The following is a 14052-nucleotide window of genomic DNA, read 5'->3' as shown; positions in this document are numbered from 1 at the left end:
GTGCGGGTGGGGTGGCCTGAGGCCACAGCGGCTGCAGCCGCTGTGTAAGAGCCGGGGTCTTTCGGTAAACGCGTTTACACCGCTGGCGCCAGCGCAGGTTCCATGTAGCCCGAAACGCGGTTGCGCCCCTCGTGCTTGGCCACATACAGCGCCGCGTCGGCCGCATCGATCCAGGCGCGCAGGTTGCTGTGGCGGTGGTCGGCCGGGGCCACGCCGATGCTGCTGGTGATGCGCAGATCGGGCAGGTGGCGCAGCCGCACGCATTCGGTCTGCTCGCGGATACGCTGGGCAATCGCCAGGGCGTCGCGGGCGTGCATGCCGGGCAGCACGATGGAAAATTCATCGCCGCCAAAGCGCCCCGCGCAGTCGCCCGCGCGCACATGGCCGCGCACCACGTGGGCCAGGGCCCGGATCACCTCGTCCCCCACGGTGTGGCCGTGCAGGTCGTTGATGCTTTTGAAATGGTCAATGTCCAGCATCAGCATGCAGGCGGGCTCGTCGGTGGTGTGGTGGCGGCGCAGCGCGGCTTCGGCCTGTTCCTGCCAGTGGCCACGGCCGAACAGGCCGGTGAGCGCGTCCACGCGCCGCAGCTCGTCGAGCATCAGGTTGCTGTGCGTGGCCTTGCGGATGAGCTGGTAGCTCACGATGCTGACGGACAGCGTGTGCAGCACCATCACGGGCAGGCAGGCCACCATCACGCGCATGGAGGTCTCGGGCGCCCAGTGCATGCCGGTGAGCAGGGTGCTGGCGGCGCCTGCCCCCAGCATCGCCACCAGGGCGCGCGCCCACAGCCCCCGGATGCCGGTGGTGATCTTGTCCACCATGGTCAGGGTGAGCAGCAGCACGCTGGGCAGCAGGTTGAAATGCATGAGCGGCACCAGCGCAGCGGTCAGGGCCGAGTCGATGAGCAGATTTCGGGTTTCAGTGCGGTAGGGGTCGGCGCTGCGCTGGGTGAGCAGGTAGGCCACATGGGGCCAGGCAAAGCAGGGCAGCGCCATGCACAGCCAAGCCAGGGCGGAGGCCTGGCGCTCCCATAGCACCACGCCCACCACCATGCCGCCCAGCCCCATGCCCAGTATGCGCAGTGGATAGATGCGGCGGGGCATCTGGCGTCGGGAGGTTGGCATCGGTCTGTGGGAGCGCCCGCACGGGCAAAGGTCAAGGATGCGCGGGAGCTTACAGCGCACATCCAGGCGATGCCAGCAAGAAATGACCATCTGGCGCCAGGCGCTCTGGCAGGGGTTTGAGCTATCAAATTTGATAGCTAGAAGCGCTTGTCAGTCGAGCGCAAGAGGCACTTTCGTGTCAAATTTTGCGCGCCGGGTGGCGAAGAAGGCCTTCACATTGCGCACATTGGCGTCACCCGTAAACAGCCGCTGCGACAGCGCCAGGTACCCCGGCATGTCGCGCGTGTGCACCACCAGCATAAAGTCTGGGCCGGGCGACACGCGCCAGCATTGCTGCACGGCGTCGTCGGCCACGGCGCGGGCTTCGAACGCGTCGAGCTGTTCGGCGCCTTGGCGGTCCAGCGACACCTCGACGATGCAGGCCAGTCCGTGGCCCTGCAGCGCGGCCAGCCGGTCAGGCTGCAGGATGGCGACCTGGCGTTCGATCAGCCCCGCATCCTGCAGGCGCTTGACGCGGCGCAGGCAGGTGGGCGGCGACACATGCACCTGCTCGGCCAGCGCCTGGTTGCTTTGTGCGGCGTCGGTTTGCAGCAGGTTGAGCAGCTGCAGGTCGGTGGCGTCCAGTGTGATTTGTTCCGTCATAATTGTTATTTTGAACTTAAATTTCATCGATGGGTTTTGATGAAATTAAAGTTCAAATTCATTTGAATATCAATCAAACATTTCTTGTGTGGCTGCCTACCATCGCTCCATCGTTTTCCAACCAAGGCATTCACTATGTGCGGCATCGTCGGCGCAGTCTCCACGCGTAACATCGTTCCTATCCTCGTGCAGGGCCTGCAGCGGCTGGAGTACCGGGGTTATGACTCCTGCGGCGTGGCCGTGCACGGCGCCAGCATCGACGCCTCGCGCCACGGCACCGCACGTGGTGGCTTGCAGCGTGCCCGCAGCACGGCCCGCGTGGCCGAGCTGCTGGAGCAGGTGCAGGCCGAACATGTCGATGGCGCCACCGGCATCGCCCACACGCGCTGGGCCACCCACGGCGCCCCGGCCGTGCACAACGCCCACCCGCACTTCAGCCACGGCCTGGGCGTTGACGCTGCCACCCAGCAGGCGGGCCGCGTGGCGCTGGTGCACAACGGCATCATCGAAAACCACGAAGAACTGCGCCGCAGCCTGCAGGCACGCGGCTACGTGTTTGCCAGCCAGACCGACACCGAGGTCATCGCCCACCTGGTGGACAGCCACTACAGCGGCGATCTGTTCGAGGCCGTGCGGGCCACAGTGGCCGAGCTGCACGGCGCCTACGCCATTGCGGTGATCCACAAGGACGAACCCCACCGCGTGGTGGGCGCGCGTGCGGGCTCGCCGCTGATCCTGGGGGTTGGAAACGCAGGGGGGGAGCATTTCCTGGCCAGCGACGCGATGGCCCTGGCGGGCGTGACGGACCAGATCGTCTACCTGGAAGAGGGCGACCTGGTGGACTTGCAACTGGGCCGCTACTGGATCGTGGGCAAGGACGGCGCCGCGTTGACCCCCGCGCAGCGCCCCGTGCGCACCGTGCAGGCCCACAGCGGTGCGGCCGAGCTGGGCCCTTATCGCCACTACATGCAAAAGGAAATCTTCGAGCAGCCGCGCGCGATTGCCGACACGCTCGAAGGTGTGGAGGGCATCGTGCCCGAGTTGTTCGATGGCGCGAGCCAAAACGGACAGCCCGGCGCGGCTGCCTGGCGCGTGTTCAAGGAGATTGACAACGTCCTCATCCTGGCCTGCGGCACCAGCTACTACAGCGGGTGCGCGGCCAAATACTGGCTTGAAGAAATCGCGGGCATCCCCACCCAGGTCGAAGTGGCCAGCGAATACCGCTACCGCACCAGCGTTCCCAACCCGCGCACCCTGGTGGTCACCATCACCCAGAGCGGTGAAACCGCCGACACCCTGGCCGCGCTGCGCCACGCGCAGTCTCTGGGCATGCAGCACACACTGACCATCTGCAACGTAGCCACCAGCGCCATGGTGCGCGAATGCAAGCTGGCTTACATCACGCGCGCTGGCGTCGAGATCGGCGTGGCCAGCACCAAGGCCTTCACCACGCAACTGGCGGGCCTGTTCTTGCTGACGCTCGCGCTGGCGCAAAGCAAGGGCCGCCTGAGCGAAGAACAGGAAGCCGCCCACCTCAAGGCCATGCGCCACCTGCCCGTGGCCCTGCAGGCCGTGCTGGCACTGGAACCCCAGCTCATCAGCTGGGCCGAAGACTTCGCCCGCATGGAAAACGCACTCTTCCTGGGCCGGGGCCTGCACTACCCCATCGCGCTGGAAGGTGCCTTGAAGCTCAAGGAGATCAGCTACATCCATGCCGAGGCCTACCCGGCCGGCGAACTCAAGCATGGCCCCCTGGCCCTGGTGACCAGCGCCATGCCGGTGGTGACGGTGGCGCCCAATGACGCGCTGCTCGAAAAGCTCAAGAGCAACATGCAGGAAGTGCGCGCCCGCGCTGGCGTGCTGTATGTGCTGGCCGATGGCGACACCCACATCGAAAGCAGCGAAGGCATCCACGTGATCCGCATGCCGGAACACTACGGTCCGCTGAGCCCGCTGCTGCACGTGGTGCCGCTGCAGCTGCTGGCGTACCACACGGCATGTGCGCGGGGAACGGATGTCGATAAGCCCCGCAACCTGGCCAAAAGCGTCACAGTGGAGTGAGCGTCAGATAGTGGCTGCGACCTCCACAGCCCGTTCGCGCAGCCATTGCAAAGCCAGATCCTTGTCACGGTGGCGGTGCCATTGTAAGGTCTGGCGCATGACGGGAATCTCCAGTGGGGGCTCCCACACCTGAATGGGCAGCCCGTACTGCAGTGCGCGCTGGGCAAGGCGCTTGTGCACGGTGGCAATGCGTGCCGTGCCGATCACCAGGCTGGGCAGGGATGCGAGGGTGGGCGCGGTGACTTCGATGCGGCGCTTGACGCCGAAGCGCTCCAGAAACCAGCCATCGAACGCGGGGATCTGCCGCGCGCCGGAGTAGTCGGCCACCACATGTCCCGCCGCCAGGTAGTCGTCAAAGCTGAGCTGGCCTTGGATGTGCGGGTTGCCCGTCCAGGTGACGCACATGTATGTCTCCTCGAACAGCGTCATGCTCGGGTGTTTGGCCGACACATATTGCTCGGGGATGATGAGCATGTCGGCCCCGTACTCCTCCAGCTGTTCCACGGGGCGGGCGTTTTGCGCCCGCAGATGCACCTGGACCCCGGGCGCTTCGTGAAACAGCCTCTCGATCAGCGGCTGCATGAACACGGTGGTGGTGAAGTCTGACACCAGCAGCGTGAAGCTCCGGGTGTCGGTAGAGGGGTCAAAGCGGGGCTTCTCAGCGATGGTGCTGTCGATGCGCATCAGCACTTCACGCACCGGGTCCAGCAGCGCCTCAGCGCGGGGCGTGAGCACCATCTGACGGCCCTGCGGCACCAGCAACTCATCGTCGAAATAAGTACGCAGCCGCGCCAGCGCATTGCTGGTGGCGGGCTGGCTCAAGTGGATGCGCTCACCCGCGCGGCTGATGTTGCGTTCGGTCAGCAGCGCGTCCAGCGCCACCAGCAGGTTCAGGTCGAGTTTGTTGAATCGCATGGGCTACGGGTAAACGTTGATATCCGCGATATCAATTGATGGAATCTGAAAAATCCATTTTTCGAATGTGAGCTTACTCCCTACAGTAACCACCGAACCGATGTCCAGCCCCTTTGGTCATCAGATTCCCAAATAAACAGAACGGAGACAAATGATGAAACACTGCCCATCAGGCGCAGTGCGGCGGGGTGCTGCCCAAAGCCGCAGAAGCCGCCTCACGCTGGCCCTTGCCACTCTGGCTGTTACCCCCTGTGTTTCTGCCATCGAGCTGGACACTGGCAACCCCGACTGGAAGCTGCGCTGGGACAACACCGTCAAATACAGCCTCACCCGACGCCTCAACACGGCCTTGCCTGAGTTGTCTTCCGTGTTGCCCGTGACGGCCAACCAGAACGATGGCAACAACAATTTCAAGCGCGGCGTGGTGTCCAATCGTGTGGACCTGCTCAGCGAGCTGGATCTGACCGGCCCTCGCTACGGTGCGCGCCTGAGTGCGGCGGCCTGGTATGACCAGGCCTACAACAGCCATACGGACAACACCAGCCTCACGTCCAACCACAGCCCTGCGAGCGAGTTTCCGGCGGAGACCCGCAAGCTCATGGGGCGCAAGGCCGAACTGCTGGACGCCTTTGTGTACGGGCGCTTTGATGTGGCCGACAAGCCCGCCACGGTGCGCCTGGGCCGCCACACCCTGTTGTGGGGAGAGAGCCTGTTCTTTGGCGCCAACGGCATCGCGGGCGGCCAGGCCCCGCTGGACCTGATCAAGCTGCTGTCGGTACCCAACTCCACCTTCAAGGAAGTGGCCCGGCCGACCGGCAAGGTCTCGGGGCAGGTGCAGCTGTCGTCCGAGGTGACGGTGGGCGCGTATGTGAACTACGAGTGGGAGAAGACCCGGCTGATGCCCGTGGGGGCCTACCTCTCGACCAGTGATTCGCTGGGCCCGGGTGCAGAGCGCATCAATGCGGGGCCCACGGGCACGTTCATCCGGCAGGCAGACCTGGATGCCAAAAACTCGGGCCAGGGCGGCTTGCAGCTGCGCTGGCGGGTCGAGTCCATCGACACCGATCTGGGTTTCTATGCCATCCGCTACCACGCCACCACCCCCAGCAACATCAACAACGTGCTGGTAGGCCTGCCCCCCGCGCTGAGGGCCAGCAGCTACCGCTGGATGTACCACGAGGGCGTGCGTGCCTATGGCGCCAGCTTCTCCAAAACGATTGATAACTGGGGACTGGCTGGGGAAGTCTCGGTGCGCCACAACGCGCCCCTGGCCAGCTCTGGGCAGTCCACCCTGGCCACCATTGGCGTGAATGCGGGCCTCAACAACAACAGCAACCCGGGCTACGCGGTGGGCGAGACCGCGCACGCGCAAGTGTCCTGGATCGCATCGCTGGGCCCTTCGTGGATTTCGCGCGAAGCGTCCTTTGTGGGCGAGGTGGCCTGGAACCAGCGCACCAAGGTCACACGCAATGCGCAGATGCTCAACCCCAATGCCGACAAATCGGCCACTGGCGTGCGCATGGTGTATTCGCCCAGCTACCGGCAGGTGCTGCCGGGTCTGGATCTCACCCCCTCCATCGGCATGGGCTACACGCTCGGCGCCTCGTCAGCCGTCGGCCCGGGGTTTGGGGTGGACAAGGGCGGCGACATCAACCTCGGTCTGGCCGGGGTGTACCTGGGCACATGGAACGTGTCGCTGAACTATGTGCATTACCTGGGCAAGGCCGCGCCCACGCTCGATGCCGCCAACAACGCGCAATACAAGCAAGCGCTCAAAGACCGCAACTCGCTGACGCTCTCGGTCCGCACCACCTTCTGATCTGGAACTCTGTCATGAAGCACTACCTGCACATCGCGGGCGCCTGCCTGCTGTCGTCTGTGGCCCTGGGCGCTGCACACGCCGCCGTGAGCGCCGAGGAAGCCGCCAAACTCAAAACCGAGCTGACCCCCCTGGGGGCCGAGCGCGCTGGCAACAAGGAGGGGACCATTCCGGCATGGAGTGGTGGCTATACCACCCCCATCGCGGGGTTTCAGAATGGCGGGCGCCGGGGCGATCCGTTTGCGGGCGAAAAGCCGCTGTACAGCGTCACCGCCGCCAACATGGCCGAACATGCGAGCAAGCTGACCGAAGGCACGCAGGCGCTGCTCAAGAAGTACCCGCAGACCTTCCGGGTGGATGTGTACAAGACGCATCGCACTGCCGCCGCGCCGCAGTGGGTGTATGACTACACGGCCAAGAATGCCACGCAGGCCAAGCTGGATGGCGAAAAGGTGACGGGTGCCTACGGAGGCATTCCCTTCCCCATCCCCAAGACGGGCGAGGAGATCATGGCCAACCACGAACTGCACTGGCGTGGAGAGGCCTGGCAGGCCGACTTCCGGGGCTATCTGGGCACGGCCAACGGCCAGCGCGTGCTGTCGGTGGAGGGGCGTGGCGACTTCCAGATGCCCTACTACGCCCAAGGCCAGCACGACAAGTTCACGGGCGAGTACTGGACCATCCGCCTGGTCAACAGCGGCCCACCGGTGCGTGCGGGCGAGGCCATCACGGGCCGGTCGCACCTGGACCAGGACAAGAGCGCGTCGTGGGTGTACCTGACGGGGCAGCGCCGTGTGCGCAAGCTGCCCAATGCCTGCTGCGACACGCCCACGCCTGCCACCGCAGGCGTGGCAAGTTTCGACGAAATCGACGTCTTTGCCGGGCGCAACGACCGCTTTGACTGGAAGGTCGTGGGCAAGCAGGAGATGCTGATCCCCTACAACAGCAACCGCCTGCATACGCCCACCAAGGACAGCGATGTGCTATTGGCCAATCACCTGAACCCCGACCACGTGCGCTGGGAGCTGCACCGCGTGTGGGTGGTGGAGGCCACCCTCAAGCCCGGCCAGCGCCACCAGGCACCCAAGAGCCGCTACTACGTGGACGAAGACACCTGGGTGGCCGTGCTGGGCGACCGCTGGGATGCCAAGGGCCAGCTGTGGAAGACCATCTGGTCCCACCCGGTGGTGATGCCTGACCTTCCTGCCACCACGCCGCAGCAGCAGTGGGGCTTCAACGATCTGATCTCCGGTGCCTGGTATGCCAGCGGCGTGGTCAACGAGCGGAACCAGCACTACAAGATCGTGCCGCGCCGCCCGGACAGCTTCTTCTCGCCCGATGCCATGGCAGGCGAGGGCGTCCGCTGAGCGGGACGAAACCATGCGTATTGCGATCTGTGTAGCTGCAGCCATCGCTGCGGCGGGGGCGGGCTGCGCCTTCGCACAGGTGGGGGATGCTCTCCAGCGCCCTGCACTGAGTGTGAAGGCACCTCAGCGTGCCGTGTTGCTGGCGGCGGCCACTGCGGGGCAGCGGCTGGTGGCGGTGGGCGAGCGCGGGGTGGTCGTGCTGTCCGACGACCGGGGCGCGACCTGGCGCCAGGCGGCCTGCCCGGTCAGCGTCAGCCTGACGATGGTGCGTTTTGCGGACGAGCGCCACGGTGTGGCCGTGGGCCATGGCGGCACGGTGCTGACCACGGCCGATGCGGGAGCCAGCTGGGTGCTGCGGCTGGACGGTCGCCGCTTGGCCATACTGGCCAAAGCGGCAGCCACCACGCCCCAGGCGCAGCAGGATGCAGAGCGCCTGGTGGCCGATGGCCCGGACAAGCCCTTCATGGATGTGGTGGTGTGGGACGCCCAGCGCATGCTGGCGGTGGGCGCTTATGGCTTGGCCTTCTACACCGCCGATGGTGGACAGACCTGGGCGCCCTGGATGGGCAGGTTGCCCAATCCCAAGGCCCTGCACTGGTATGTGGCGCGACGCCAGGGTAATACCCTGCTGCTGGCGGGTGAGCAGGGGCTGCTCGCCCGCTCTAGCGACGGCGGCGCTACGTTCGAGGCCTTGCCATCGCCCTACAAGGGCAGCTGGTTTGCGGGCGAGCTGCAAGCCAACGGGCACGCGGTCCTGGCGGGCCTGCGGGGTAACGCCTGGCGCACGGGCGACGCGGGCAACACTTGGTCGCAGCTGGTTTCGCCCACGCAGAGCACGATCACTGCCGTGGCCGACGACGGCAAGGGCGGTCTGTGGTTTGCCACCCAGGCGGGCGCTGTGCTGCGCCAGCAGGGCGATGCACTGGTGCCGCTGAACGCTGCGCCCGTGCCCATGCCGTCTGCACTGCTGCCGCAGCGCGAGGGTTCTTTGCTCGCGCTGGGCGTAGCCGGTGTGGTGCCCGTGGTGACACAGGGGGCGCAGCCATGAGCACGCCGTCCTTCGATACCCGATCGGGCTCGCTGATCGAGCGGGCGCTGTTCAACCACCGCGCCGTGGTGGTGCTGTTGTGTGCCCTGGTCACTGCCCTGCTGGGCTGGCAGGCCACGCGGCTGCAGCTCAATGCGAGTTTTGAGAAAACCATTCCCGCTAGCCACCCCTACATCCAGAATTTTCTGGCCTACCAGTCGGAGCTCAGTGGCCTGGGCAATGCGGTGCGCGTGGCCGTTGCCCGCCCCCAGGGCAACATCTATGACGCGCAGTACCTGGACACCCTGCGCCGCCTGTCTGACGAAGTCTTCTTGCTGCCGGGTGTGGACCGTACGCGGATGAAGTCGCTGTGGACCCCCACCACACGCTGGGTGGGTGTCACCGAAGATGGGCTGGAAGGCGGGCCGGTCATCCCCGATGGTTTTGATGGATCGTCAGCCAAGCTGCAGCAACTGGCGGCGAACGTGGCACGCTCCGGAGAGATCGGCCAGACGGTGGCGCGCGATGCCGCATCGACCGTGATCTTTGTGCCCCTGCTGGCCAAGGATGCCCAGGGCCAGTCGCTCGACTACGCCCTGCTGTCGCGGCAGCTGGAGACGTTGCGTGTCAAGTACGAGGCCGAAGGCGTGGCGATCCACATCACCGGCTTTGCCAAGATCGTGGGCGACCTGATTGATGGTGTGCGTGCCGTGCTGGTGTTCTTTGCCATCGCGGTGGCCATCGCCACGGCCATGGTGTTCTGGTACACGCGCTGCATCCGTTCCACGCTGCTGGTGGTGCTGGCGTCGCTGGTGGCCGTGGTGTGGCAGCTGGGCCTGCTGCCTTTGCTGGGGTATGCACTCGACCCGTATTCCATCCTGGTGCCGTTTCTGGTGTTTGCCATTGGCATGAGCCATGGTGCGCAAAAGATGAACGGCATCATGCAGGACGTGGGACGGGGCGTGGACAAACTGGTGGCGGCGCGGTTCACCTTCCGGCGCCTGTTCCTCGCGGGCTTGACGGCACTGCTGGCAGACGCGGTGGGGTTTGCCGTGCTGCTGGTCATCGACATCCAGGTGATCCGTGAACTGGCCATTGCCGCGTCGATTGGCGTAGCCGTGCTGATCTTCACCAACCTGATCCTGCTGCCCATCATGTTGAGCTACACCGGTGTCAGTGCGGTGGCTGCCGAGCGCAGCCTGCGCGCCGAGCAGGCCGATGCGGCAGGCGCTGCCAAACACCCGCTGTGGGCTCTGCTCGACCGCTTCACCCAGCGGCCCTGGGCCACGGTGGCCGTGGCCGCCGGGCTGGTCATGGGGGTGGGGGGCTTTCTTGTCAGCACGCAGCTCAAGATTGGCGACCTGGACCCGGGGGCGCCCGAGTTGCGCGCAGACAGCCGCTACAACCGCGATGTGGGATTCATGAACGCAGCCTATGGCGCAGGCAGTGACGTGCTGGCGGTGATGGTCAAGACGCCTGAGGGCCAGTGCTCCCACTTCGATGCGCTGAACAAGGTCGATGCGCTCGAATGGGAGCTGCGCCAGATCGACGGCGTCGAGAGCACCAACTCGCTCTCCCTGCTCAACCGCCGGGTGCTGTCGGGCCTCAACGAAGGCAACCCACGGTGGTACGAGTTCTTGCCCAACCAGGACATGCTCAACACCGTGACGGCCAGCGCGCCCCGTGGGCTCTACAACGATGCCTGTGGGTTGTTGACGGTGTACGTCTATCTGCGCGACCACAAGGCCGACACCCTGGCGCGCGTCGTGGGCCACATCGAGGCCTTTGCCCAGCGCAACAACACGGCAGACACCAAGTTTCTGCTGGCCGCCGGGTCTGCGGGCATTGAGGCGGCCACCAACATCGTGGTCAAGGACGCGTGGCGAACCATGCTGCTCATGGTGTACGGGGCGGTGGTCGTGCTGTGTTTTGTGACCTTCCGCTCGTGGAAGGCGGTGGTGGTGGCCGTGCTGCCGCTGGTGGTCACGTCCTTCCTGGCCGAAGCGTTGATGGTGGCGTTGGGCATGGGCGTAAAGGTCGCCACGCTGCCGGTGATTGCGCTGGGCGTGGGCATCGGCGTGGACTACGCGCTCTACATCCTGTCCATAACGCTGTCGCAACTGCGCGAAGGCAAGAGCCTGTCGGAGGCGTACTACCGCGCCCTGCTGTTCACCGGCAAGGTCGTGATGCTGACGGGCGTCACGCTGGCTGTGGGCGTGATCACCTGGGTGGCGAGCCCGATCAAGTTCCAGGCCGACATGGGCTTGCTGCTGGCGTTCATGTTCCTCTGGAACATGCTGGGGGCGCTGGTGTTGTTGCCCGCACTAGCCCACTTTTTACTGAAGCCTGCGACGCCCATCGCCAACGTCCGCGCGACTGGGCGCGGTGTGCACGGGGTGCCGCAGGGCGCTCATTGACTGACAACGAGGACGAACCATGACCACGACCCACACGATGTGCGTTGCTGCCGGTCTGTTGCTGGCATGCGTCAACGCGCAGGCCCAGCCCAGCCCCCAACCGGCCGCAGTGCTGGATCGCTATATCGCCGCAGTGCACGCGGGTGACATGGCCGCCGTGCGCGCGCTCATCGCGCCGGAGGTGGAGCGATCGGACTTTCCCGGCTGCACCCCGTCCATGGACAACCCCAGCTGCCTGGCGCACTACATCGACGCCACGGTGGTTTGGCCGCAGGCCCGCTTGTCTCTGCTGAGCACCGAGGTGGATGGGGACCGGGTGTCTGCACTGCTGGAGGTGCGCAGCGAGCTGTATCGCCGCGCCGGTGTGGAACGCATCGTGGGCCGCGATGTGCTCCGTGTGACCGATGGACGGATCCAGTCCTTCCACTTTGTCCCCGACTTTTCCGACGCGCCCACGGCCGTCTTTTTTGGCACGCTGGGCATTGGCCCGCGTGCCTCCCAAGCCCCCGCAAAGTGATCCTATGTTCAAGTACTTTCCTACCAACTACGTCTGGAACCTCTCGGTCGATCTGGCCATCGAGATGGGCGCACGCATCGGTGAAATCGAGGAGATGTGCGCTCCGCTGCAAGAGGCCGCCAAGGCGCCCGATGCCGCTGGCACGCAGGCCTTCCGTGAAACCTGGGTGCGCATGGCGGACAAGCTCTGCGGCTTGGCCGAAGAAGATGAAGCGCGCGGCTGGCTGTATTCAGCTGGCGAGAAATACCGCCGCGCCTCCAGCTATCTCATCACCGCAGAGCGCCTGCAGGCGCACAGCGCTCCGGGCCGACTGGCCATTTACGAGCGCGAGCTGGAGCTGTTCCTCAAGGGCTCACGCCTGCTGGGCGATCGGGTGCAGCGTGTGGAGATTCCCTATGAAGGCAAGCACCTGTCGGCGCTGTACTACCCGGCCCATGGTCTGAAATCGGGGGAGCGGGCGCCATTGCTCGTGCAGCTAAACGGCCTGGATTCGACCAAGGAAATGAAGTATCTGGTCGGGTTGCCAGCATGGCTAGCCCAACGTGGTGTGTCCTCTCTGGTAGTGGACCAGCCGGGTACCGGCGAGGCGCTGCGGCTGCACGGGCTGACGGCACGGTACGACACCGAACACTGGGCGAGCCGCGTGGTGGACTGGCTGGAGCAGCACCCCGACGTGGACCCGAAGCGCATCGGCTGCGAGGGCGTTTCGCTGGGCGGCTACTACTGCCCGCGCGCCGTGGCCATGGAGCCGCGTTTTGCCTGCGGCGTAGCCTGGGGCGCCAACCACGACTGGCGTGATGTGCAAAAGCGCCGGTTGGAGAAGGAAGGCGACTTCCCCGTGCCGCACTACTGGGCTCACGTGTGCTGGGTCTGGGGCGCCAAGGACGTGGACGAATTCATGCACATCGCTGAAAACGTGCACCTCGATGGCGTGGTCGAGAAGATCAAGGTGCCTTTCCTGGTCACGCACGGCGAGCGCGACTCGCAGATCCCGCTCAAGTGGGCGCACCGCACCTATGAGCAGCTGGTCAACAGCCCGAAGCGCGAACTCAAGATCTTCACCGACCGTGAAGGCGGCGTGCAGCACGCCAGCTTTGACAACAGCATCAACGCCGGCCACTACATCGCCGACTGGGTGGCCCAGATCCTGGGTGGTCATACCGCCTGAGAGCCCCGGACCTGCCCTGACAACCTCTACCACCAAGGATCAACAGATGAACATCATTGGACCCGACGCGCTCGTTTTTGGCGTGGACGACGTCGCTGCCTGCGCCCAGTACCTCACCGACTACGGACTCACTCCCGTGGGCGTCACCGCTGCTGGTGGGCGCTTTGAAGCGCTGGACGGCACATGCGTGGAGATCCGCTCTCAGGGCGACCCTTCTCTGCCACCCGCGCTGGGCACTGCCAGCATGTTGCGCGAAACGGTCTACGGGGTCGCAGATGCGGCCACGCTCGACGCCATCGAAGCCGAGCTGGCGCGCGACCGCGCCGTGGTGCGCCAGGGCGGCGTGCTGCGGACCATCGATGACTTGGGCTTTGCCCTCGCTTTCCAGGTCACGGTGCGCAAGCCGCTGGCATTGCCTGCCGAGGCCGTGAACGCGCCCGGTGCCGTCCCGCAGCGTGGGCCCAACGCCCTGGGCCTGTCGCCCGACATGGCGGCGCGGCCCCGTTCGCTGTCGCATGTGGTGTATTTCGTGCCCGACGCGGCCAAGGCCGAGGCGTTCTACGTCCGACTGGGCTTTGTGTGCACCGATCGCTTCACGGGTGTGGGACCGTTCTTGCGCCCTGCGGGCACGCAAGACCACCACACCTTGTTCATGATCCAGACACCGCCGTTCATGAAGGGCTGCGAACACTTCACCTTCCACATGGGTGGCCCCACCGATGTATTGCTGGCGGGCACCCGCTTTGTCGAAAAGGGCTACCAGAGCTTCTGGGGGCCGGGGCGCCACAAGTTTGGCAGCAACTGGTTCTGGTACTTCAACTCGCCCCTGGGTTGCCATGTGGAGTACGACGCCGACATGGACCAGCATGACGACACCTGGGCCGCGCGCGAAGTGCCGATGAGTGCCGATGCTTCGCAGCTCTTCCTCTTTCAACACCGCGAGAAGTGGGCGCCTTCGGGCCCGCCACCTGCGGGTGCACCGCACTGAGAGC

General features: G+C 65.4%; 11 protein-coding genes. 8 read left to right on the top strand and 3 right to left on the bottom strand.

The features are described 5' to 3' along the window. Positions 1–74 precede the first annotated feature (74 nt). Both AC07Z7_RS15775 and AC07Z7_RS15770 read right to left on the bottom strand, forming a co-directional pair. Complete coding sequence (locus AC07Z7_RS15775; RefSeq protein WP_494766829.1) at positions 75–1127, bottom strand: sensor domain-containing diguanylate cyclase; 1053 nt, start codon at positions 1125–1127, stop codon at positions 75–77. A 150-nt stretch (positions 1128–1277) separates the two neighbouring features. Further along, the gene (locus tag AC07Z7_RS15770) at positions 1278–1769 is read right to left on the bottom strand and encodes an Lrp/AsnC family transcriptional regulator (RefSeq protein WP_494766828.1); all 492 of its coding nucleotides are present in this window, start codon (positions 1767–1769) and stop codon (positions 1278–1280) included. Positions 1770–1904: 135 nt separating this feature from the next. On the opposite strand from AC07Z7_RS15770, the gene glmS reads away from it, so the two are divergent. Next, positions 1905–3830, top strand: coding sequence for a glutamine--fructose-6-phosphate transaminase (isomerizing) (gene glmS, locus AC07Z7_RS15765; protein ID WP_494766827.1), 1926 nt, complete (start codon positions 1905–1907; stop codon positions 3828–3830). A gap of 3 nt (positions 3831–3833) precedes the next feature. Here glmS and AC07Z7_RS15760 read toward each other — a convergent pair whose 3' ends face one another. Continuing rightward, positions 3834–4745, bottom strand: a complete 912-nt coding sequence (locus AC07Z7_RS15760) for a LysR family transcriptional regulator (RefSeq protein WP_494766826.1) — start codon at positions 4743–4745, stop codon at positions 3834–3836. Between the two features lie 154 nt (positions 4746–4899). On the opposite strand from AC07Z7_RS15760, the gene AC07Z7_RS15755 reads away from it, so the two are divergent. From AC07Z7_RS15755 to AC07Z7_RS15725, 7 genes are read left to right on the top strand one after another with little or no spacing between them, the layout of a single operon-like run. Continuing rightward, entirely contained in the window at positions 4900–6564 is a 1665-nt protein-coding gene (locus AC07Z7_RS15755; RefSeq protein WP_494766825.1) for a DUF1302 domain-containing protein, read from the top strand. 14 nt (positions 6565–6578) lie between these two features. Continuing rightward, positions 6579–7931, top strand: a complete 1353-nt coding sequence (locus AC07Z7_RS15750) for a DUF1329 domain-containing protein (RefSeq protein ID WP_094291577.1) — start codon at positions 6579–6581, stop codon at positions 7929–7931. Positions 7932–7944: 13 nt separating this feature from the next. Next, the gene (locus AC07Z7_RS15745) at positions 7945–8979 is read left to right on the top strand and encodes a WD40/YVTN/BNR-like repeat-containing protein (RefSeq protein ID WP_494766824.1); all 1035 of its coding nucleotides are present in this window, start codon (positions 7945–7947) and stop codon (positions 8977–8979) included. Continuing rightward, complete coding sequence (locus tag AC07Z7_RS15740; RefSeq protein WP_494766823.1) at positions 8976–11375, top strand: efflux RND transporter permease subunit; 2400 nt, start codon at positions 8976–8978, stop codon at positions 11373–11375. The genes AC07Z7_RS15745 and AC07Z7_RS15740 overlap by 4 nt, the downstream gene beginning before the upstream one ends. Before the next feature lie 19 nt (positions 11376–11394). Continuing rightward, positions 11395–11892: a nuclear transport factor 2 family protein gene (locus AC07Z7_RS15735; RefSeq protein ID WP_494766822.1), complete on the top strand. Its 498-nt coding sequence runs from the start codon at positions 11395–11397 to the stop codon at positions 11890–11892. A 4-nt stretch (positions 11893–11896) separates the two neighbouring features. Further along, on the top strand, positions 11897–13060 hold the full coding sequence (locus AC07Z7_RS15730; protein ID WP_494766821.1) for an alpha/beta hydrolase family protein: 1164 nt from the start codon (positions 11897–11899) through the stop codon (positions 13058–13060). Positions 13061–13106: 46 nt separating this feature from the next. Further along, positions 13107–14048 (top strand): VOC family protein, encoded by a 942-nt coding sequence (locus AC07Z7_RS15725; RefSeq protein WP_494766820.1) that lies wholly within the window; start codon positions 13107–13109, stop codon positions 14046–14048. The last annotated feature ends 4 nt before the right edge of the window (positions 14049–14052 follow it).

The sequence above is a fragment of the Acidovorax sp. GW101-11A03 genome (assembly GCF_059424825.1).
This window is presented reverse-complemented; position numbering and strand designations above follow the sequence as displayed.

Excerpts from the sequence above, each read along its gene's own strand:
- AC07Z7_RS15775 (WP_494766829.1), bottom strand. The coding sequence starts at position 1,127 with ATGCCAACCTCCCGACGCCAGATGCCCCGCCGCATCTATCCACTGCGC.
- AC07Z7_RS15770 (WP_494766828.1), bottom strand. The coding sequence starts at position 1,769 with ATGACGGAACAAATCACACTGGACGCCACCGACCTGCAGCTGCTCAAC.
- glmS (WP_494766827.1), top strand. The coding sequence starts at position 1,905 with ATGTGCGGCATCGTCGGCGCAGTCTCCACGCGTAACATCGTTCCTATC.
- AC07Z7_RS15760 (WP_494766826.1), bottom strand. The coding sequence starts at position 4,745 with ATGCGATTCAACAAACTCGACCTGAACCTGCTGGTGGCGCTGGACGCG.
- AC07Z7_RS15755 (WP_494766825.1), top strand. The coding sequence starts at position 4,900 with ATGAAACACTGCCCATCAGGCGCAGTGCGGCGGGGTGCTGCCCAAAGC.
- AC07Z7_RS15750 (WP_094291577.1), top strand. The coding sequence starts at position 6,579 with ATGAAGCACTACCTGCACATCGCGGGCGCCTGCCTGCTGTCGTCTGTG.
- AC07Z7_RS15745 (WP_494766824.1), top strand. The coding sequence starts at position 7,945 with ATGCGTATTGCGATCTGTGTAGCTGCAGCCATCGCTGCGGCGGGGGCG.
- AC07Z7_RS15740 (WP_494766823.1), top strand. The coding sequence starts at position 8,976 with ATGAGCACGCCGTCCTTCGATACCCGATCGGGCTCGCTGATCGAGCGG.
- AC07Z7_RS15735 (WP_494766822.1), top strand. The coding sequence starts at position 11,395 with ATGACCACGACCCACACGATGTGCGTTGCTGCCGGTCTGTTGCTGGCA.
- AC07Z7_RS15730 (WP_494766821.1), top strand. The coding sequence starts at position 11,897 with ATGTTCAAGTACTTTCCTACCAACTACGTCTGGAACCTCTCGGTCGAT.
- AC07Z7_RS15725 (WP_494766820.1), top strand. The coding sequence starts at position 13,107 with ATGAACATCATTGGACCCGACGCGCTCGTTTTTGGCGTGGACGACGTC.